Below are 21,720 nucleotides of genomic sequence, written 5' to 3' on the forward strand. Positions count from 1 at the left end.
GGCACAGCATTCATTAACATAACCACTTTTGACTACAAACTATGGGCCATATGGCTATAATTCAATCAAATTAAGGCAAATAAATGTTATTTTTATTTAAAAAGTACCTGGGTGCAATGGTAATGCCTCTGCCATTAATATTACTGATTTCACTTGCTGCCTTATTCCTGTTGTGGTTTACCTGTTGGCAAAAAACAGGGAAAACGGTTCTGACGTTCAGTTGGCTTGCTCTGCTTCTGCTCAGTCTGCAACCCATTGCCGATAAGTTACTGTTGCCATTGGAATCGGTTTACGCTAAAGCCTACCAACCTGATCCCAGTAATATCAATCCACCGGTTGATTATATCGTCGTTCTTGGTGGTGGCTTCACTTATAACCCAAATTGGGCACCCAGTTCAAACCTGTTCAACAACAGTCTGCCACGGGTAACAGAAGGCATCCGTTTATATCGCCTCAACCCCGGCGCTAAAATGGTCTTTACCGGTGGCCGGGGAGAGAATGCTAAAAGCAATGCGGAAGTCGCCGCTATAGTAGCACAATCTCTGGGAGTGCCCGCAGAAGATACTATCGCACTGACAAAACCCGTGGATACTGAGCAAGAAGCGAATGAGGTTAAGAAATTGATTGGCAAGCGCTCTTTTATTTTGGTCACCTCCGCCAATCATATGCAGCGGGCAATAACTTTCTTTAAACAACGTGGATTGAACCCCATTCCCGGCCCGGCAAATCAATTAGCAATCACGTCCTCTTTACATCCCTGGGAAAAATACCTGCCCTCTACTTATTACCTGTCTCATTCAGAACGGGTATGGTATGAAACTTTAGGTACTATCTGGCAGCGTATTAAACCGTCGAAAAGCTCAGAACCCCCACAAACATCAGAGCCTGCTCAACCGGTAAACGATCGGCAAACCACGCCTTGAAATAACATGGAGAAACGAAAGCGCAAATAGTAATAAAATGACGCGCTTTCGTTAACCCAAGAATGAGCTCAAATAAGTCATTAGATCTCAGCAAAAACTTTCCTGACCGCGGCTAAATCTTCTGGCGTATCAACCCCCGCTCCCGGCGCTTTCAGTGCAATACCAACATGGATCTTCTCGCCGTACCAAAGTACCCGCAATTGTTCCAGCATTTCAATTTGCTCTAACGGACTTGGCGCCCATTGTACATAACGACGGATAAAACCCGCGCGGTAGGCATAAATACCAATATGACGCAGGAAATTATCACCAACCATTTCCCGTGATTGCATAAAACGGTCACGTTCCCAGGGAATCGTCGCTCTGGAGAAATAGAGTGCATAACCCTGTTTATCCATCACCACTTTCACCGCATTGGGGTTAAAGGCTTCTTCCGCATCACAGATTTTCACCGCCAAAGTTGCCATTCCGGCTTTGCAAGCCGCCAGATTCTCTGCGACTTGTTTAATAATCTCTTCAGGAATTAATGGTTCATCACCCTGAACATTGACAATAATTTCATCATCGGAGAATTGATATTTTTCAATAACTTCTGCTAACCGTTCAGTACCAGAATGATGATTCTCGTTAGTCAAACAAGCCTCACCACCCGCAGCCACAACCGCATCAGCAACGTCGTGATTATCAGTTGCCACAATAACCCGTTCAGCACCAGAACGCATGGCGCGCTCCATAACCCGCACAATCATTGGCTTACCATGAATATCAGCTAATGGTTTACCGGGTAAACGGGTAGAAGCAAAGCGGGCAGGAATAATAACGGTGAACATGCCTTATTTTCCCTCATCCAGAGGTAATCCACGGGCTTCGTGGTCTAACAGAACAGGAATGCCATCACGCACAGGAAATGCCAGTCGATCCAATTTACAGATGAGTTCAAAATTCTCTTTATCGTAACTGAGCTTGCCGTTACATACAGGGCAAGCAATAATTTCGAGTAAACGGTGATCCATATACATCCTCCAGATTATGGAGCTTTCATTTGATGCGGCTCAGAATAACATAAGCCTGGTGTCACCGTTAACTCTTGTTATTTGATCTTTCGATCCTTTTCCCAATATCATTCACAAAAATCCAGATAGAGGAAATGTGAAGGTTCAGAACCATCTCAGTCGATGTTATGCTTTTGTCTGAGAACCAATTTAGCCCTCTCTTTAATCATAAAGAGCGACAAATAAAATAATCTAATGAGATGAAGTCTTAAAATGCAATTACATCGGTTGCAGTTAAGCTATAACCGTTGCGAGTAATTGAAAATTCTACATTTTGCCCTTCTGTGAGTGATTTGCTTTTTGTATTAGCAATCGCTTTTCTTCTGACCAATATGTCTTGTCCCCCATCTTGTGGAGAAATAAAACCATATCCTTTATTCTCATCAAACCATTTCACTCGGCCCATCTTTAATTGTAATGTCATGATAAATCCCCCATTTGCTCATCTCACAATAATTTAATTTATTGTTTTTGATGTTTTTTACCCTTGATTAAGTTTTCGAATAGAACCTCGTCTCAGTTTCAATACGTTAAAATACACTTAATTCGAGTAGCACATTTGTTTAAGTAATGGATACAAACAACAAGTATCCTGCCAACATTGCCGATGACTGAACCAAGTTCATACAACGGTTGCTCATCCACAATGCATCGTTTTAATATCATTTAACAATGATAAAAAATCAAATAAATCTGGAATAATTACTGAAATTTTATGAATTGGTAAGAAGAGAACGGCTTGATAAGGAAGCGGATAGAACAGCCTCCTTGCCCGCTATCAGCTCACATTGGGCTGCTTTAGTTCAACTGTGAAATTTACTTAAACTTTTTATTTTCTTCCAATAATGAATCTATTTCATTCAGCATGGCCTGCCCTTTTTCCTGTGGTAATTGGGCGTCTACCGGTAAATACCACCAATTTGGCCGGGCAAATTTAAAGCACTTAACGGCATCTTTTTCCGTCATGAGTAAATTCTGGTTTGTATCAGCCAGATGACTCAGCTGCTCTTCGGTGTACATTTGATGATCGGCAAATGCATACTCTTTTTGTACATCAGCACCCAGCTGTTGCAAGGTGGTAAAGAACCGTGGTGGATGCCCGATTCCTGCCATGGCAATAGTATGAGGTATGCGGTTCACTGCCCGCTTTTCACCACTGACCATATTCACCGCCAGCCTGCCGGCTAATGTCATTGATAATTCGCCCGATTGAGGAGTACCGCCGTTGGTAATCACGGCATTAACCCTATTCAACCGCCTGGATAATTCACGCATCGGGCCAGCCGGAAGCCACCAGCCATTACCAAAACGGCGTACGCCATCAATGACCACGATTTCAAAATCCCGTTGCAGAGCATAATGCTGTAGACCATCGTCAGTAACGATAATATCCAATGGAATATCTGCCAGTAACGCTTTTACTGCTGCAACCCGTTTTGGCGCAACCGCCACAGGTGCGCCAGTACGACGATGGATCAGCACAGGTTCATCACCGGCCTGAGCCGTAGTGATCTTGTCAGTCACCAACAAAGGATAATTTTCTACTTTACCGCCATAGCCACGGGACACAACACCAACCCGGTAACCTCTTTTCTGCAACTGTTCCACCAGCCAGATAACAACCGGAGTTTTTCCATTACCTCCGGCAGTCAGATTACCCACCACCACAACAGGTACAGGCGCTTTCCAGGATTGATTCAACCCCACTTTATAACTCAATCGCCGTAAGCCACTTATCAGCCCGTAAAGGGCTGAAAAAGGTAATAACAGCAAATAAAGCCATGAACGGCCTGACCATATGCGTTCAATCATTGCCCAAATTGCATCCGATGTAGTTGTGAGTAAACCCCATTGTTCTCCAACAGAGAGAGATGGTTACCTCGTTCAACAATATGCCCGTCTTCAATAACCAGAATTTCATCCGCTTTTTCAATGGTTGAAAGACGATGTGCGATAACCAGTGAAGTTCTGTTTTTCTGCAATTCATCCAATGCCGCCTGAATTGCCCGCTCAGATTCAGTATCCAATGCTGAAGTTGCCTCATCAAGAATCAGAATCGGTGAATCACGCAACAAGGCACGCGCGATAGCAATACGCTGACGCTGCCCCCCCGAAAGCAGAACACCATTTTCACCAATCATGGTATCCAGACCATTATCCAACTTCCTGATAAAGTCCATTGCATAAGCCATCTCAGCCGCCTTCTCAATCTCTTCGCGGCTGTATTGGTTTTCACTGGCATAAGCAATATTGTTCGCTACCGTGTCATTAAATAAATGGACATTTTGCGATACCAGAGCTACCTGACTACGCAAAGAGGAAAGCGTATATTCCCGTAAATCATGACCATCAAGCAAAATGTTACCTGCGCTGATATCATAAAAACGGGTCATCAAATTGGCTATTGTGGATTTACCAGAACCCGATCGCCCTACCAGCGCAATAGTTTTGCCGGCCGGGATAGACATGGAAATATTTTGTAACGCCGGCAGTTCTTTGGTCGGGTAGCAGAAAGTGACATCACGGAACTCAATATTCCCTTTCGCTTTTTTAAGCTCCAATTTGCCGTCGTCTTTTTCCTGTTCCATATCCAAAATAGCAAACAGAGTCTGACAGGCAGCCATACCACGCTGGAATTGTGCGTTAACATTAGTCAAAGATTTCAATGGGCGCATCAGCGCAATCATTGATGAGAATACGACTGTAATTTTACCGGCAGTCAGTGTTTCCATAATATCCGGAAAGCTTGCCGCGTACAGGACGAAAGCCAAAGCAAACGAAGCAATAAGCTGAATAATCGGATCAGAAATTGATGAAGCGGAAACCATCTTCATACCTTGCTGACGCATACGGTTACTGACTGTATTAAAGCGCTCAGCTTCGACTTTCTGCCCGCCGAAAATCAGCACCTCTTTGTGCCCTTTCAGCATCTGCTCCGCACTGGCGGTGACTTGCCCCATGCTGTTCTGCATATTTTTACTGATACTGCGAAACCGCCCCGATACGACACGAATAACTAATGACACTATCGGCGCAATCACAATCAGGATCATGGATAGCTGCCAGCTATAGTAAAACATCAAGATAAACAGGCCGATGATTGACGCCCCTTCCCTGACCACAGTAATCAGTGCACTGGAAGAGGAGGAGGCCACCTGTTCAGAATCATAAGTAATGCGGGAAAGCAGAGTCCCGGTAGATTGTTGATCAAAGAATGACACCGGCATCCCCATCATATGGCTGAACAGACGACGGCGCATCTGCATAACCACTTTACCGGAGACCCAGGAGATACAGTAACTTGATACAAACCCGGATAGCCCACGCATAATCATCAACGCAATCACAACCAGTGGCATCCATTTCAGTACATCACTGCTTGCTTTGCCGAAACCTTCATCAAGTAAAGGCTTAAGCAATGAAAGCATTAACGTATCACCGGCAGCATTAAGGATCAGTGCAACCGCAGCAACTATCAGCCCAATCTTAAAAGGAAAAATGATTGGCCATAGTCGGCGAAAGGTCTGCCAGATAGAAAGGTCTTTATCATTCATTATTGAGTTACCAACACCAAAAGAAATAGCGGGTTATTCTACTCATGATCACCACGAATACCAAACCACTGATGATACCAACGTGACATAATTTGTTGCCTGTAGCCCACAATTTCAACATAATCGCCATAAAAATAACCGGTTATCTGCCCGGACACCGCGGTAGTGCGCCATTCTGCCCCGGCCTTACGATAACGCCGCTGCACCTTGACCGAAGGGAGCCGCCACGGGCTATAGCGTGCAACAGAGGTTAATGCATATTGTGGCGCCACGGTATGAATAAAAGCGGCCGTAGATGATGTGTTACTGCCATGATGTGGAACTTGCAATATCGTCGATCTTAAATTCTCTTTTTCTATTCCCAGCAGCTTATATTCCCCCTGCTTTTCCAAATCCCCAGTCAAAAGCAGGCTATATTTACCATCGTCCACACGAATAACGCAGGATTCATTGTTACCCGCACGTAATGATCTTGCCGGCGGCCATAATACACGGAAGCTCAACCCCTGCCAGCGCCACTGTTCACCGCGTATACATGGAAGATGTTCACTGTTAATTAAAGGGCTTCTGACAGGAATATCAGGATATTTCCGTTGTAAGAATTCCAGCCCGCCCGAGTGGTCAAGGTGATCATGGCTGATAATAATCTGCTCCGGCGTTAACCTGTGCCAACGCAAATAAGGGATTATCACCCTCTCAGCCATACTGCCGGTTTCCCAACGATTACCGGTATCAAAAACCAGCGCCTTGCCCTCTTTTTCAATGATAACAGCCAGCCCATGCCCAACATCTAGCATAGAGAACCGCCATAGATATTCTTCGTTGCGTCTCAGATAACAGAGCATGACCCCTAGAGAAATGCCAATCAGCAATTTGTATGATTGCCACCAGGCGAATCGCCAGATAATGACAATAAACCAGGCAATAAATGTGATTAATAGAGGAAAACGGCCAGTTTCACGCCATGACTGTTGCAAAACTGGCAAAGGGATCAAAGAGAAGGTCACAGAATAATCGACTAATTGCCATAATAAAGCCTGAATAACAGGGCAAAAAGTGCTGATTAATGCCAGCATAATCAACGGAACCGTAATAAAAGAGATGATTGGCACTGCCCAAAAGTTAGCAAATAAAGCGGCAAAATTAACGCCATGAAATAATAATAGCTGGAGAGGAATAAGCATCAGCATCATCCCCATTTGCATATATAACCCACGCAACCATAGCCACTTCCAGCCATAACGAAATGGCTCAGTCAACGGTGCCCAGTAGAACCAGAACATCAGAGCCATCACAGCAAAGAAGGAGAGCCAGAAGCTATCAGAAAGCACGGTCAGGGGATCAAATAAGAGAATAATTGCCGCTGTCCACAATGCCCACTGCCAAGGAAAACACAGAATATTTCTGTAGCGTAAATAGAGCCAAAGAGTTAAGCCAAGTAATGCGCGAATAGCCGGAATTCCCCAACCAGATAGCCAGACATAATTCATTGCCACTATCCAGCCGGTAATCAGTGGGAATTTGTGCCCTATCCAGCGTACAGGAAAGAAGAGCTGCAATAACCTTGCCATTCCCCAGCCAAACATGCTGGCAACGGTAATATGCAACCCTGAAATTGCCATAAGGTGAGCTGTACCTGTCTGTTGTAATAATAAGTTATCCTGCTTATTTAGCCATTGACGCTCACCGAATGCCAAAGCCATTGCAATGCCACTGTGTTTTAACTCACGCATAGCCGGAGCAATATGACTGACCAGTTGCTGACGTAAACTACATTTACCGTCAATTAATTCAGCGTGAATCACTTTCCCTGTTAGAGGCTGGCGGATAGCCAATGCCCTGCGCTGGCTATCATAACCCGCTTGATTTAGCTGACTATGAACTGGCCGTAATTTCATTTTTAGTTGCCATTTTTGACCGGCACACAGAGATTCAAGCGAAATATTCCAATAAGCAGAGATATACAGTGGCGGGAAAATAATTTTATTTTCATCTGCAATAATACGCAGAAGAACCCTGTTTTTTCCTTCATTGACTTCATCACCTAATGACAAGCTCTCAACAATTCCCTGCGATAAGTGCTCTTTCTCACTAAGATAGATTATTTGTTCGAGCAGATGATTTCCCTGCCAGCATCCGATAAGAAATGCCAGCAACGAAATTGATACCACCCGGCAAAGACAGGATGGCAAAAACAAACAGAATAAAGCCAGTAATATCAATGCAATAATTTGCTGTTTTTGCGGTAATTCAGGCAGAAAAAGCAATGGTATAATACCGGCAATAATGGCTACCGCAGCCTGATTCACACTGATTACCGGAACAGGTTGTTTCCAGTTTGTCGTTATCTTGTTTATCAAGACTGAAAGCCACATCCTTGTTTACCCTATCCTTACCCTTTTATTTTACGCAACAAAGTATTTCTTATTATTTAAAAGGCAGCCAGAGGTATCATAAGAATTATCAAACACCTTCGCAGATTAATTTTAGGTTAAGAATAATTTCATAGAAAAATGTGAGCAGCTTCGCAAGTAGTCAGGATTTGGCATATTACTTTTGATTTCCTCTCTTTATGTTCAGCACAAACATCGAATAAAATACACTGCGAGTTCATGCTTGTAATCTATTGGGTATATTATTACCATTAAATTTGTTGTTTTTGAAATCATTAGTAAAGGCTGTAAAGCAATAAAATAATCATATGTAAAATAAAAAACCATTACCATCAGGTATTATCTCTATTATTGAATACTAATTTGGTAAAATTACATAAATCACTATCTGATTTTTGTGATTAATATCGCATTGATTAAACACGAATAAGATTAGATTACTATTTACACTCTATTTTTATGTGAAAAATCATCAAATCATGTTAAATACAAACAAGGTGGTTTTTATGAAAAATGAAATAATTTTATCTAATTCTTTACAAGAGAATGACCTCACTAGACTATTTAATGATGAAGCGTTAGCAATTCATGTAAAAAAATATGTCGATAGTCATATTTCAGACAAGCTCTCAGATTTTTTCCTCACTCATGAGAATCTAGAACTTCACGCTCATGATTTAAAAAAAGGAGACAAAACTATTTTTGTGGATTATGGCGTTGATAGAGTTGGTACATCTTACAACACGACTTTTGGAAAACCCAAAGATAGCGATAGTTATAAGAAATATTTTGAGAACGCGTTACCCGCAATAAGAAATGTCAGAAATTTCTGTGCCCCAATGTTGACTCCTTTCGATAAATTGCGTTTAGAGTTGGATGAAGTTTGGTCCGCAGGTGCCAGTATTGCAAACTTTGAAGGTAAAAAGATGCACGTTGGCATCGCCAGGGTTATGAAAAGGCCCGAACTCTCTTTCATGGTTGAAAAACAACCTCATTTTGATGGCCTTCAACAGCAATCTGTCAATTTATTAGGGCAATTCTCGGTAAATATATATATAAAAATGCCTGTAAATGGAGGGGAGCTGGAACTGTGGGATGTCCCTGCAATTCCTATCACCGAATTAATCGAAGATAATGCAGAAAATAATTGGCGAGGCACTCTTCCGCCTTCCATCCTTATTAAACCAGAACAAGGAGATTTGATCATAATAAATACCAGAAAACCCCATGCCATTCGTAGTTTTTCCGATGGGTGTAGAATATCATTACAAAGCTTCATTGGATTATCACTAAATAAACATCTCATGCTATGGAATTGATTATATGGTTGATGTAATGAGTACATTAGGAACGTTTTTTCTTTTAGGATTGGGAGCTGCGGCTCCCGTTGGTCCTATAAATATAGAAATTATGCGCAGGCACTTGAATATCAGTTGTCTTCACGCCGTGATTTTCGGTTTAGGCGCTTGCTTTGCCGATATAATTTATTTATTACTTTTAGGTGCTGGAGTATTGCAATTATTCTCTGATACTATTTTTATGCCTATTCTGGGTTTTTTAGGTGCGTTAATCGTCATTTGGTTTGGTATTGCCAGTTTTCTGAATAAGAAAAGCGAAGAAAATAGAAATATCATACGAAAGCCCTATCACAGGCAATTTTTTGATGGTGTATTATTAACACTCTTAAATCCATACAATGTTATTTTCTGGTTGTCTGTAAGTGCTCAACTCAACAATATTACATCAGGTAAATATAGTTTATTTATTGGTGCATCAGGTACAATTATTGGTGTTATATTTTGGGTGGCATTGATTAATGCTGTTATCTTTTTCTCCAGGAAAATGCTCAGTCATCGTGTTATTAAATTTATTAATTATACCAGTGGAGTCATTCTGATTATGCTTGGAATCTATTTCTTTTCATATTCAATAACATTATTCAATCTGCACTTTTCTTAAACAGGAAACACGGCGCCTGAGGAATAAATAAAATTTTTGGCCAACCGAAATTCATGGATATCCTCAGGCATAATTAAAAATGTACTCAAATACACATACACCGGCGGCATATTCGGGATCAGGAAGATCAAAATATAATCGCGGAAATCCTTTTCCTCCGGCATCGGCAACGATTCAATATCGCTGCCCACTCTTTCCGGGATTGGCAATACCGTAATTTGCGGCGGAATAAACGGCCGTTCTTCATTCCCGGTATGGGCTGGAACCTGAAACTCCTGTTCGTTCAGCGTCCATAATTTTATAGGTCTGCACCAAATGATTTTTTAGGGCAATCATGTCAGGCAGAATAGCCTTCGACCACCACTCTTCTGAGTCTTCCTTTATCAGTCATTTTTACACTTTTTTTACACATCCACTCACTCTTTTATCAGCTTCTTTGCACCACCTTGCCTAACCTTGGCCTATCTAAATTCTCAGGAGAGATAAGCAGTGAGCATATTTCTGATTTCCGGCGCGTTGTTAGTAGCCCTGTTACTGATTTATCTGATTTACGCGTTACTCCATGCGGAGGATTTTTAAATGGCATCATCCGCTTTTTTACTGATCGCAAGTTTCTTACTGATTTTGCTGCTGCTGGCAAAACCGCTTGGCAATATTATTGCCAATATGATCAACGGTGATATTCCACTCTGGCTAACTAAAGCAGAATCCGGCCTTTGGCGTTGCTGTGGTTTACAGAAGCCTGGCGGCACAGTGAAAGAAATGAGCTGGCGACAATACGCATTAGCGATCATTATTTTTAATCTGACTGGATTATTACTGTTATTTACCCTTCTGGTCGCCCAACGCGTCCTTCCACTAAATCCTGAACATTTTCCCGGGCTCAAATGGGACCTGGCGCTGAATACCGCGGTCAGCTTTATCACCAATACTGACTGGCAAGCCTACAGCGGGGAAAACTCGTTAAGCTACTTTAGTCAGATGACAGGTTTAACCGTACAGAACTTTCTTTCTGCCGCGACCGGTATCGCTGTGGTATTTGCGCTGATACGCGCATTTTCCCGTCATGGCGTCAAAACCGTGGGGAACGCCTGGGTTGATATCACCCGTATTACACTTTATCTGCTGCTACCGCTGTCTATAATTATCGCGTTGGTTTTTGTCAGTCAGGGTGTGATACAGAATTTCGAACCCTATCAATTAGCTCATACCATTGAAGACCAACAGCAATTGATCCCGATGGGACCTGTCGCCTCACAGGAAGCCATTAAGTTATTGGGAACCAATGGCGGTGGATTCTTTGGCGCCAATTCAGCTCATCCGTTTGAAAATCCGACCGCTATCAGCAATTTTATTCAGATATTATCTATCCTGCTGATCCCCTGCGCGCTCTGTTTTGCCTTTGGTCAGGTCATTGGCGATAACCGTCAGGGACACGCTTTATTATGGGCGATGTGTATCATCTTCGTCGTTGCTACGGCGGGAGTGATGTATGCCGAACTCAAAGGCAATCCCCATTTCAGTCTGTTAGGTGCCGCCAGTAATATCAATCTGGAAGGTAAAGAGAATCGCTTCGGTATCCTTGCAACCTCAATTTATGCAGTAGTGACAACCGCGGCCTCCTGCGGGGCGGTTAATGCCATGCATGATTCTTTCACCGCGCTTGGCGGTATGATCCCCATGTGGCTGATACAAATTGGCGAAGTCGTATTCGGCGGCGTGGGTTCCGGCTTATACGGTATGTTGCTGTTCGTTCTGCTGACGGTGTTTATTGGCGGTTTAATGATCGGCCGGGCACCGGAATATCTCGGTAAAAAAATCGACGTATTCGAGATGAAAATGGTCGCACTGGCGATTCTGGTCACCCCGACACTGGTACTTTTAGGCACTGCGCTTGTCATATCCACAACCAATGGGCGTGCCGGTATTCTGAACTCCGGCGCTCATGGTTTCAGTGAAGTGCTTTATGCCCTCTCCTCTGCTGCCAACAATAATGGCAGTGCTTTCGCGGGCCTCAATACCAACAGCGTGTTCTACAATCTACTGCTGGCAGTCACCCTGTTTTTTGGCCGTTTTGGCATGATCCTGCCGGTACTTGCCATTGCCGGCTCTCTGGTCGTGAAAAAACGCCAGCCTGTCAGCAACGGCACACTTCCCACCAGTGGCCCGCTGTTTATCGGCTTATTAATCCTGACCATTATGTTAATTGGTGCGTTGACTTTTATTCCAGCACTGATCCTTGGCCCGGTAATTGAACATTTACAAATCTGGCTGATGTCCCGGTAAGTGCCGACATGAGGAATAGAGAGAGGAACACCATGACAAACAAACAACAGACATTATTCGAACCCTCTTTGATGCGTAATGCTCTTATTGATTCAGTAAAAAAATGCCATCCAGCCGCACAATGGCGTAATCCGGTGATGTTTGTGGTCTATCTGGGCAGTGGGTTAACCACAATTTTATGGATTGCCATGTTGGCTGGTCAGTTTCAGGGAAATACGCTGTTTACCGGTAATATCGCCTTATGGCTATGGTTTACCTTGCTGTTCGCTAACTTTGCCGAAGCACTGGCGGAAGGCAGAAGCAAAGCGCAGGCCGCCAGCCTTAAAGGGGTGAGAAAAACCAGTTGGGCAACGAAACTCGCCTCAGCCAGCCGTGATGCAGCAAGAGAAAAGGTCCCTTCCGACAGCCTGCGCAAAGGCGATATCGTCATTATTGCAGCCAATGAAACCATTCCTTGTGATGGTGAAGTTATCGACGGCGGTGCTTCCGTTGATGAAAGTGCCATCACCGGAGAATCTGCCCCGGTTATCCGCGAATCCGGCGGTGACTTTTCCTCGGTTACCGGCGGTACACGCGTGCTGTCTGATTGGCTGATAGTCGAATGTTCGGTCAATCCCGGAGAAACCTTTCTCGATCGCATGATTTCAATGGTGGAAGGGGCTAAACGGCGCAAAACCCCAAACGAGATCGCCCTGACAATTCTGCTGACAGCGCTGACGATTATCTTTCTCCTGGTGTGTGTCACCCTATTGCCATTCTCAATATTCAGTGTGGAAACCAACCAATCCGGTCAACCTATCACCATCACGGTATTGATAGCATTGTTGGTTTGTCTTATTCCGACCACCATTGGCGGTTTACTTTCTGCGATCGGTGTCGCAGGCATGAGCCGAATGCTGAGTGCGAATGTGATTGCCACCAGCGGCCGGGCCGTTGAAGCCGCGGGGGATGTGGATGTGCTGCTGCTGGATAAAACCGGCACTATCACCCTGGGAAATCGCCAGGCATCTCAGTTTCTGCCGGTTCCCGGCGTGACAGAACAACAGCTGGCAGATGCCGCCCAGCTCTCTTCGCTGGCCGATGAAACACCGGAAGGCCGCAGCATTGTCATTCTGGCAAAACAGCGCTTCAACCTGCGCGAACGTGATCTACGCTCACTGAATGCCAGTTTTGTGCCTTTCTCTGCCATGACCAGAATGAGCGGCGTAAATGTGGAAAATCGTATGATCCGTAAAGGTGCCGTAGATGCCATCCGCCGTCATATTGAAGTGAATCATGGCAAATTCCCTGAAGCAGTCGAGATCCTGGTACAGACCGTAGCACGTAAAGGCGGTACACCGCTGGTTGTCGCAGAAAATCAGCGGGTACTGGGTGTTGTTGCACTGAAAGATATCGTAAAAGGCGGCATCAAAGAGCGATTCAGCGAAATGCGCCGGATGGGCATCAAAACCGTGATGATTACCGGCGATAACCGCCTGACTGCCGCCGCAATTGCGGCAGAAGCCGGCGTCGATGATTTTCTGGCGGAAGCCACACCCGAAGCCAAACTGGCGCTTATCCGCCAGTATCAATCCGAAGGCCGTCTGGTCGCCATGACCGGCGACGGTACTAATGATGCGCCCGCGCTTGCTCAGGCTGATGTTGCGGTTGCCATGAACTCAGGCACTCAGGCAGCCAAGGAAGCCGGCAATATGGTGGATCTGGACTCCAACCCAACCAAACTGATTGAAGTCGTCCGTATTGGTAAACAGATGCTGATGACACGAGGCTCTCTGACCACGTTCAGTATCGCCAATGACATCGCAAAATATTTCGCCATTATTCCGGCGGCATTTGCTGTCACATATCCACAGTTAAATGTCTTGAATATCATGCATCTGTATTCGCCAACATCGGCGGTTTTATCGACAGTTATCTTCAATGCACTGATTATTGTCTTCCTGATCCCATTGGCTCTGAAAGGCGTGAGCTACCGCCCCATGAACGCATTGTCACTCTTACGTCGCAATCTGTGGATTTATGGTTTGGGTGGTCTGATAGCGCCTTTCATCGGCATCAAACTGATAGATATGTTGCTGACTCTGCTGATATTTAAATAAAGGTGACGAAAATGATTTGGTTACGTTCTTCTGTTGTATTGTTGCTATTCCTGACTCTGATTACTGGTGTGGCTTACCCGTTGCTGGCAACAGGTTTGTCAGAACTGATGTTTCCTTACCAGTCCCAAGGTTCTATGGTGAAACAAGACGGTCAGATAGTCGGTTCTGCACTGATTGGTCAACCCTTCACTAAAGATATCTATTTTCAGGGACGCCCTTCCGCGACAATGGACTACCCTTATAACACGATGTTATCCGGCGGCAGTAATTTGGCGGTTTCTAACCCGGTATTGGATGATGAAATCAAGCGCAGAGTTGAACATTTGCGCCAATTTAACCGCCAGCCAAACATGCCTGTGCCGGTTGATCTGGTCACTGCGTCCGCCAGCGGCCTCGATCCTCATATTTCACCCGCAGCGGCTGATTTTCAGGTACAAAGAGTGGCTGACGCACGCCGTTTACCCGTTAAAGCGGTAAAACAATTAATCCGGAATAATACTGAAACCCCGCCATCGGAATTTCTCGGTGAACCGGCGATTAATGTGTTAAAACTCAATCTTGCCCTTGATAATTTGCAAAAGAAAAAACAGTAAGGTTGGAAGATGGATCAACACGAACCACAACGCCCTGACCCTGATGAATTACTGACACTGGTTAATGAGAAACAGCGCGGTAAATTAAAAATATTTTTCGGCGCCTGCGCTGGCGTGGGAAAAACCTACGCCATGTTGCAGGAAGCACAAAGATTGCATGCTCAAGGACTGGATGTGATTATCGGTGTGGTAGAAACCCATGAGCGGCAAGGAACAGCCGCTTTAGTTGATGGTTTGCCACAACTGCCACTTAAACCGATCCACTACCGCAAACGCAGAATCACCGTCTTTGATCTTGATGCCGCCATTGCCCGCCACCCGGCGATGATTCTGATGGATGAACTGGCATTCAGCAATCCTCACGGCAGCCGTCATCCCAAGCGCTGGCAGGATGTTGAAGAATTACTGGAAGCGGGAATCGATGTGCTGACGACCATTAACGTTCAGCATCTGGAAAGCCTTAATGATGTGGTTGGTGATATTACCGGCATCCAGGTCAGGGAGACCATCCCTGACCATATCTTTGATCAGGCTACTGAAATTGTCCTGGTTGATCTGCCACCGGATGATCTGCGCCAACGGCTCAATGAAGGGAAGGTCTATATTTCCAGCCAGGCGGAACGCGCCATTGAACATTTTTTCCGCAAAGGCAATCTGATTGCCCTGCGGGAACTGGCTTTGCGTCGTACCGCTGATCGCGTTGATGATCAAATGCGCGCTTTCCGCGACACCCAAGGGCATGAACCGGTCTGGCACACCCGTGATAATCTTCTGCTGTGCATCGGTAACAGCGCGGGCAATGAAAAACTGGTTCGTACCGCCGCCCGGCTTGCCGCCCGGTTAGGCTGTATCTGGCATGCAATCTATGTTGAAACCCCAAAACTGCACCAATTGTCGGAAGGTAAACGGCGCACGATTTTAACCGCGCTCAGATTAGCCCATGAATTGGGAGCGGAAACAGCAACCCTCGCCGATCCCAACAAAGAAAAAGCAGTATTACGTTATGCCAGAGAACATAACCTCGGCAAAATTTTGATAGGCCGCCGCTGTAAATCCAAACATAAGCTGCTTAACTGGAAATGGCGCCCTGGTTTTGCTGATCGGTTAGGAAAACTGGGGCCGGATTTGGATTTAGTGATTGTCGCGCTGGAAGATCGCAGCCAATGGGATAAAGAACAAGACAGCCGTTCTGTCAGTGAAAAATGGCGGATACAGATTCAGGGTTGCCTGATCGCAATCGCCCTCTGCACACTGATCACCCTGTTCTCCCGGACATTCTTGCTGACTCTCGATAAAGCTAACCTAGTTACGCTTTATCTGCTTGGCGTCGTCGTCATTGCGCTGTTTTATGGCCGCCGACCATCAATATTCGCGGCTTTTATTAACGTCATCAGTTTCGATATCTTCTTCGTACAGCCCCACTGGTCGCTTGCCGTCACGGATATGCAGTATCTGCTAACGTTCACTGTCATGCTGATCGTCGGGGTCGTGGTCGGAAACCTGACCGCGGGAATGAGATATCAAGCGCGAATTGCCCGTTACCGCGAACAACGCACCCGCCATCTCTATAAAATGACCCGTGAACTCAGCCGGGCATTGAATGAAGCAGATATTGCCCGTACCAGCTACCATTTCCTTGCCAATGGTTTTCAGGCGAAAACCGGCCTGTTTTTACCGAGCGATAATGGCGATTTACGCCAACTCACAACCAACAATGGCGGTCATATGCTGATTGACGATGCCATTGCCAAATGGAGTTTTGATAAAAATCTGCCGGCGGGCGCAGGAACCGATACCTTGCCCAGCGTACCTTACCAGCTACTGCCTATCGCAACACCTTCACAAACGTTTGCTGTGTTGGCGATTGAGCCATCCTATTTGCGCCAGCTGCTTATCCCGGAGCAACAGCGATTATTGCAAACATTTACCGGCCTGATTGCCAATGCGTTGGAAAGATTGCACCTCTCCCGCCGGGCAGAATCGGCAAAACTGGATGCCGAGCGGGAACAGTTACGTAACTCACTTCTGGCGGCACTCTCTCACGATTTACGTACCCCTTTGACGGTCCTCTTCGGGCAAGCAGAAATCCTGATGCTGGATTTATCTGCCGAAGGTTCCCCGCACACCAAGCAGGTGAATCAAATCCGTCAGCAAATTCTCAGCACTTCCCGTCTGGTCAATAACTTGTTGGATATGGCGCGTATCCAATCGGGGGGAATTCAACTGAATCTGGAATGGCAATCACTGGAAGAGATCGTCGGCAGTACCTTGCGTTCACTGGAATATGCGCTTAATCGCCATCCGGTCACCGTTTCCCTGCCATCTGATTTACTCTTGCATTGTGATGCCAGCCTGCTGGAACGGGTATTTATCAATTTATTGGAAAACGCAATCAAATACACCGATGAACAAACTCCCCTGGGCATTAAGGCGACAACAGAAAAAAATCAGGTTCATATTGAAGTCTGGGATGCAGGTAAAGGTATTCCGCCGGAGCAGGAACAGTTAATCTTCGATAAATTTTCCCGCGCCCGCAAAGAATCTGCCATTCCGGGAGTGGGCCTTGGGCTGGCAATCTGTCGTGCAATTATTGAAATTCACAATGGAAAGATTTGGGCTGCCAATAACGAAAAAAGTGGAGCAAGTTTTCACTTTGTTCTACCGTTAGAGAAACCACCTGAAATTGAAGAAATGACTGAGGAGGTGCCACTATTACCAGCAATAACACCATCTTAATTATCGAAGATGAAAAAGAGATCCGACGCTTTGTCCGGCTGGCGCTGGAAGGAGAAGGCTGTCGCGTATTTGAAAGTGAGACGCTGAAACGGGGCTTAATTGAAGCGGGAACCCGTAAACCTGACTTGATTATTCTGGATTTGGGGCTGCCCGATGGCGATGGCATTAATTTGATCCGTGATCTGCGCCAATGGAGCACCATCCCCGTGATTGTTCTTTCTGCCCGTGACGCAGAAGCTGATAAAGTTGCCGCACTGGATGCCGGCGCTGATGATTATCTGAGTAAACCGTTTGGCATCAGTGAATTGTTAGCAAGAGTACGGGTTGCCCTGCGCCACTTTGCCAGAACCCATCAGGAAGAATCTATCGTCTATTTTTCTGATGTGGTTGTCGATCTGGTTAACCGCCGGATAACCAAAAGCGATGAAGAGTTGCATCTGACGCCGATTGAGTTTCGTTTATTGGGTGAATTACTGGCAAATAGCGGCAAGGTACTGACACAACGCCAGTTACTCAATCAGGTCTGGGGGCCTAACTATGTTGAACATAACCATTACTTGCGGATTTATATGGGGCATCTGCGACAAAAATTGGAAACTGACCCCACCAGGCCAAAACATTTATTAACTGAAACCGGCATTGGCTATCGGTTTATGCCTTAATACCTGAGACACGAACCGAATCTCTTCATGTCTCAGGCCATTAACTGCTCTCAGCAAAGTTTAGGGCAGATTATTCACCTGACACACATGTTCAGATAAATAATAAGCGACAGACTCTTCGCGGCAGGAACCAATAACATCCGCATGAGGCAGCGCTTGTTTAACCCTATCCTGCGCCGTTCCCATGATGACCCCTTTAGCGGCGGTTGAAAGCATTTCCACGTCATTCATACCATCGCCAAACGCGATAGTTTGATCAATTGGGATCCCAAGAAACCCGGCTAACTGAATTAAAGCCTGTCCCTTAGAAACACCGCTGTCCATCACTTCCAGGCACCAGGGGAATGAGAAAGCGATACTGACATTATCAGAAAATAGCGCAATTAAATGGCGTTCCAATTTAACCAACGCCTCGTGATCTCGGCTCTTATGAATGAAAAAAACTTTTTCAACAGCATCACAAGGCATTTCATCAGCCGGTCTGATCGTGGGATTAAAATTATCATTCTGATTAAAATCACTGAAACTATGGTGTAATTCACTGGTTAACCATTGAGAACCACAATACATATTAATCACTACATCCTGATCTGCCTGCGTTTCCTCAATTAATCTTTTTACTACATCACCTGGTAGATATTGTCTGATATCCAACTTTTTACAGGCACTTGTCAATCTGGCGCCATTAGACGTAATCAGATGCACAGGTATATCAAAATCACCAATAATGGCGTTAACATCAGCATGATGCCTGCCGGTAGCAAATACGATCTGCTTTCCCGTATTTGACAAATCAGTCAACACTTGGCGGGTAAATTTACCTACCGTATCCCCCTGAAGTAACAGAGTTCCATCAAGATCCGTAGCAATAAGATTATACATGAGCACTTCCCCGGTACATTAAAAGCAATTATTATCTACGCTTTATTCAGCAATTCAAGCGATGCTTTTTTGGTAAATGTCATCCTTTCTGCCAACTTATGATTATCTTTCTCATAATAAATACTGGCCTCTGAATCCATTTGAGGTCTTGGACTTATTTTTTCCACCATTGGTATGGTGTCAAGGAATAATTGTCTGGCATAACTAACAGCCCGGGTATAAGTATCAATAACCTCTTCAAATTCTGGATAAATAGAAAATGAAACCTGATTCACAATTGGACCCGCATCAATACCTTCATTAATTTCATGAATCGTCACACCATGAGATGACTCACCATTTTTCAAAGCCCAGTTTACTGGCCTGACGCCACGATATTTAGGCAAATGGGACAAATGGATATTCAATATTCTTTTACAAGAATTAATGAATTTTAACGGCAATATCCGCTTATGAAATACGACAAAGCACAAATCGCAATTGAAATCACCACTTTCATAACCGGGTAAATTCTCAACTTTATTATCTTCAATAATAGAAATATTATTTTCATGACAGAAATCTATTAATGTCTGCTCAGTACTGACAGGTTCAAATTTATCTGCCACAACGTGCAATATTTGATAATCTTTATGATTTAAGAAATACTGGCAAATAAAAATTGCCAATTCCCCTTTACCACAAATCACTACTGTTTTTGGATGACTCATTCGCAGACCTCGTTAATTTCCTTAATCGTGCTAATATCACTAATATTAATCAGCCCCTGCATCACCATGCGCAATGAATGGATTAAAATTTCATTGTCGCTTTGTGTTCGGCAAGATATCCGGCAATAGAGATCAGAATCGGCATTTCCTTTCCCTGAGCACTCTTTTATATACACACCATGAATATCTAAAAGTAACTGTGATACCGTTTTTGCATCGGAAACATGGAATTTACAGTAAACAAAATTAGAATCCGTTTCATAGGCAGTAATACCTTCGATTGAATCCAATTCTTGCTGTAATTTTAACGTATCAATAATCACCTGCTCACAGCTTAATTTATAGCTCTCTCTATATTGCGGCAACCGCAATAAAAACTCTTCAGCAAAACCATTAATATTCCAAATAGGCAATACTGATCTCACTTTACCCAATAATGCTTGATTCGCGGTTGCAATATATCCTATCCGAATACCACCAATGCCAAAGGTTTTACTCATGCTGCGAATAACAGATAAGTTCTTATAGTTATCTAAATGCATTAACATGGTATCATCACGCATTTTAGAAAAATCCAAGAAAGATTCATCAACAATCAAATCTATATTTAATGTCAACAACTCGCCTGCCAGATATAACAAACTATTAATCGGCGTCAGTTTACCTGTCGGGTTATTTGGTGACTCAATCACCACCACACTTGGCTTTTCTTCTTTCGCCAACATTAATAATTCATCAATATCTATCTCAAAATCTCTGTTCTCTTTACTATAGCTAAATATTGTTCTGTCTTTACCAAAGCAATTAGCATACTCATTAAATGATGGCACAGTGACTAATACTTTACCTGTATAAATCTCAGGTAGCCGTTTTATTATTTCCGCCGCACCATTTGAAATACATAATTTCGTTTTTTCTACGCCCAGAAATTCAGATAAAGCGTATTCAACTAACCGATTTCCACCAGGATAATTGAGTAATATCTCATCAAAATTATTCTTCATTTCATCTTTCAATTTTTTAGGTGGAAAGTTGAAATTATAAATCAATGCAAAATCAATAATAGGATAACGCCAATATCCACCATGCCTATTCTGCACAAGATCCAGCTTATTATTACTTGAAATGAAATCACAAATAGCAAGATCATAAGTATTATCGACTTCATACCATTGAGAATGATCAACAATACTTGCTTTAAATTCAGCTATATTATCCAATAAAGATTTTTTAAATATATCTTCATAATATAGCCCGGTTAATCCATTATTAACGTAATTTTCTAACTCTTTATTCACATATTCCGCAAAATTAGCACTGCAAATATGATAAATATTTACTGTCTTATATTGCCCATCTTCAACCTGATAATCACTATCCTTGGTAGAATTTAATGCAATAATATTATCTTTATCTATTTTTGCATAAGTCCCTTCCATATTCCCACTAAGAGGAGAAACCAGGACATTGAGATCTCCTGCTTTTAACATCACTGTTTCCAGGCATTTCTTGGTGAAAAATATATCTCCTTCCAGGATCAGTGTATCTTGCTTAATCCAGTTTCTGGCAAGATATAAAGAATAGAGATTATTGGTCGATTCCCATTTTTCACTATTAACAAATTCAATATCCAAGTTATATGTCTCTTGTTTAATATGAGACATTAAAACATCACTTTTATAACCCACCACAATAATCACGTTTTTAATACCGACAGATTCGATATTTTTCAGTGCATTATCGATAAATGATATTTGATTTGTTTCTACCAAAGGTTTTGGTTTATTAGATGTTCTGGTAGATAACCGGCTACCTCTTCCTGCACAAAGCAGTATTACTGTTTTTTCATTCATAGTTTTGATAATTTATTT

At 43.8% G+C, this 21,720-nt stretch carries 18 protein-coding genes and 1 pseudogene; 9 read left to right on the forward strand and 10 right to left on the reverse strand.

Going from position 1 to position 21,720, the window contains the following annotated elements; genetic code table 11:
• Positions 1-83 precede the first annotated feature (83 nt).
• Complete coding sequence (gene elyC / locus LGZ99_RS04270; protein WP_021325182.1) at positions 84-923, forward strand: envelope biogenesis factor ElyC; 840 nt, start codon at positions 84-86, stop codon at positions 921-923.
• 80 nt (positions 924-1,003) lie between these two features.
• Here elyC and kdsB read toward each other — a convergent pair whose 3' ends face one another.
• The 6 genes from kdsB to LGZ99_RS04300 form a co-directional block, all read right to left on the reverse strand.
• Positions 1,004-1,753: a 3-deoxy-manno-octulosonate cytidylyltransferase gene (kdsB, locus tag LGZ99_RS04275; protein ID WP_262978882.1), complete on the reverse strand. Its 750-nt coding sequence runs from the start codon at positions 1,751-1,753 to the stop codon at positions 1,004-1,006.
• 3 nt (positions 1,754-1,756) lie between these two features.
• Positions 1,757-1,936 (reverse strand): Trm112 family protein, encoded by a 180-nt coding sequence (locus LGZ99_RS04280; RefSeq protein ID WP_021325184.1) that lies wholly within the window; start codon positions 1,934-1,936, stop codon positions 1,757-1,759.
• 247 nt (positions 1,937-2,183) lie between these two features.
• Complete coding sequence (locus LGZ99_RS04285; RefSeq protein ID WP_021325185.1) at positions 2,184-2,399, reverse strand: cold-shock protein; 216 nt, start codon at positions 2,397-2,399, stop codon at positions 2,184-2,186.
• A 392-nt stretch (positions 2,400-2,791) separates the two neighbouring features.
• The gene (gene lpxK / locus LGZ99_RS04290; RefSeq protein ID WP_023044858.1) at positions 2,792-3,787 is read right to left on the reverse strand and encodes a tetraacyldisaccharide 4'-kinase; all 996 of its coding nucleotides are present in this window, start codon (positions 3,785-3,787) and stop codon (positions 2,792-2,794) included.
• Positions 3,784-5,532: a lipid A ABC transporter ATP-binding protein/permease MsbA gene (gene msbA, locus LGZ99_RS04295; protein WP_036839477.1), complete on the reverse strand. Its 1,749-nt coding sequence runs from the start codon at positions 5,530-5,532 to the stop codon at positions 3,784-3,786. The genes lpxK and msbA overlap by 4 nt, the downstream gene beginning before the upstream one ends.
• A gap of 35 nt (positions 5,533-5,567) precedes the next feature.
• A complete protein-coding gene (locus LGZ99_RS04300; protein WP_036839479.1) occupies positions 5,568-7,904 on the reverse strand; it encodes a ComEC family protein in 2,337 nt (778 codons plus the stop codon).
• 524 nt (positions 7,905-8,428) lie between these two features.
• Here LGZ99_RS04300 and LGZ99_RS04305 point away from each other — a divergent pair.
• Both LGZ99_RS04305 and LGZ99_RS04310 read left to right on the forward strand, forming a co-directional pair.
• On the forward strand, positions 8,429-9,241 hold the full coding sequence (locus LGZ99_RS04305; protein ID WP_036839482.1) for a 2OG-Fe(II) oxygenase family protein: 813 nt from the start codon (positions 8,429-8,431) through the stop codon (positions 9,239-9,241).
• Between the two features lie 4 nt (positions 9,242-9,245).
• Positions 9,246-9,881, forward strand: a complete 636-nt coding sequence (locus LGZ99_RS04310; protein ID WP_036839484.1) for a LysE family translocator — start codon at positions 9,246-9,248, stop codon at positions 9,879-9,881.
• Here LGZ99_RS04310 and LGZ99_RS04315 read toward each other — a convergent pair.
• A pseudogene (locus LGZ99_RS04315) lies at positions 9,878-10,189 on the reverse strand (S-type pyocin domain-containing protein); the annotation flags it as partial. The gene LGZ99_RS04310 and the pseudogene LGZ99_RS04315 overlap by 4 nt on opposite strands.
• A 181-nt stretch (positions 10,190-10,370) precedes the next feature.
• On the opposite strand from LGZ99_RS04315, the gene kdpF reads away from it, so the two are divergent.
• From kdpF to kdpE, 6 genes are read left to right on the forward strand one after another with little or no spacing between them, the layout of a single operon-like run.
• Complete coding sequence (kdpF, locus tag LGZ99_RS04320) at positions 10,371-10,460, forward strand: K(+)-transporting ATPase subunit F (protein WP_036839489.1); 90 nt, start codon at positions 10,371-10,373, stop codon at positions 10,458-10,460.
• Positions 10,461-12,167: a potassium-transporting ATPase subunit KdpA gene (gene kdpA, locus LGZ99_RS04325; RefSeq protein WP_036839492.1), complete on the forward strand. Its 1,707-nt coding sequence runs from the start codon at positions 10,461-10,463 to the stop codon at positions 12,165-12,167.
• 32 nt (positions 12,168-12,199) lie between these two features.
• Positions 12,200-14,266 (forward strand): potassium-transporting ATPase subunit KdpB, encoded by a 2,067-nt coding sequence (kdpB, locus tag LGZ99_RS04330; protein ID WP_023045627.1) that lies wholly within the window; start codon positions 12,200-12,202, stop codon positions 14,264-14,266.
• A gap of 11 nt (positions 14,267-14,277) precedes the next feature.
• Positions 14,278-14,859 carry a potassium-transporting ATPase subunit KdpC gene (gene kdpC / locus LGZ99_RS04335; protein ID WP_023045628.1) on the forward strand — a complete coding sequence of 194 codons (582 nt, stop codon included), beginning with the start codon at positions 14,278-14,280 and terminating at the stop codon, positions 14,857-14,859.
• 9 nt (positions 14,860-14,868) lie between these two features.
• Positions 14,869-17,595 carry a two-component system sensor histidine kinase KdpD gene (gene kdpD, locus LGZ99_RS04340; RefSeq protein ID WP_262978883.1) on the forward strand — a complete coding sequence of 909 codons (2,727 nt, stop codon included), beginning with the start codon at positions 14,869-14,871 and terminating at the stop codon, positions 17,593-17,595.
• On the forward strand, positions 17,571-18,257 hold the full coding sequence (gene kdpE, locus LGZ99_RS04345) for a two-component system response regulator KdpE (protein WP_039878671.1): 687 nt from the start codon (positions 17,571-17,573) through the stop codon (positions 18,255-18,257). The genes kdpD and kdpE overlap by 25 nt, the downstream gene beginning before the upstream one ends.
• A 60-nt stretch (positions 18,258-18,317) precedes the next feature.
• Here kdpE and LGZ99_RS04350 read toward each other — a convergent pair whose 3' ends face one another.
• From LGZ99_RS04350 to LGZ99_RS04360, 3 genes are read right to left on the reverse strand one after another with little or no spacing between them, the layout of a single operon-like run.
• Positions 18,318-19,139, reverse strand: coding sequence for a Cof-type HAD-IIB family hydrolase (locus LGZ99_RS04350; RefSeq protein ID WP_262978884.1), 822 nt, complete (start codon positions 19,137-19,139; stop codon positions 18,318-18,320).
• 35 nt (positions 19,140-19,174) lie between these two features.
• Positions 19,175-19,849 (reverse strand): formyl transferase, encoded by a 675-nt coding sequence (locus tag LGZ99_RS04355; protein ID WP_023045631.1) that lies wholly within the window; start codon positions 19,847-19,849, stop codon positions 19,175-19,177.
• The gene (locus tag LGZ99_RS04360) at positions 19,846-21,702 is read right to left on the reverse strand and encodes an aminotransferase class I/II-fold pyridoxal phosphate-dependent enzyme (protein ID WP_036839498.1); all 1,857 of its coding nucleotides are present in this window, start codon (positions 21,700-21,702) and stop codon (positions 19,846-19,848) included. Before LGZ99_RS04360 ends, LGZ99_RS04355 begins: the two co-directional genes overlap by 4 nt.
• Between the last annotated feature and the right edge of the window lie 18 nt (positions 21,703-21,720).

Origin of the sequence: Photorhabdus temperata (assembly GCF_025384845.1) — a bacterium.
Classification (GTDB): Bacteria; Pseudomonadota; Gammaproteobacteria; order Enterobacterales; family Enterobacteriaceae; genus Photorhabdus; species Photorhabdus temperata.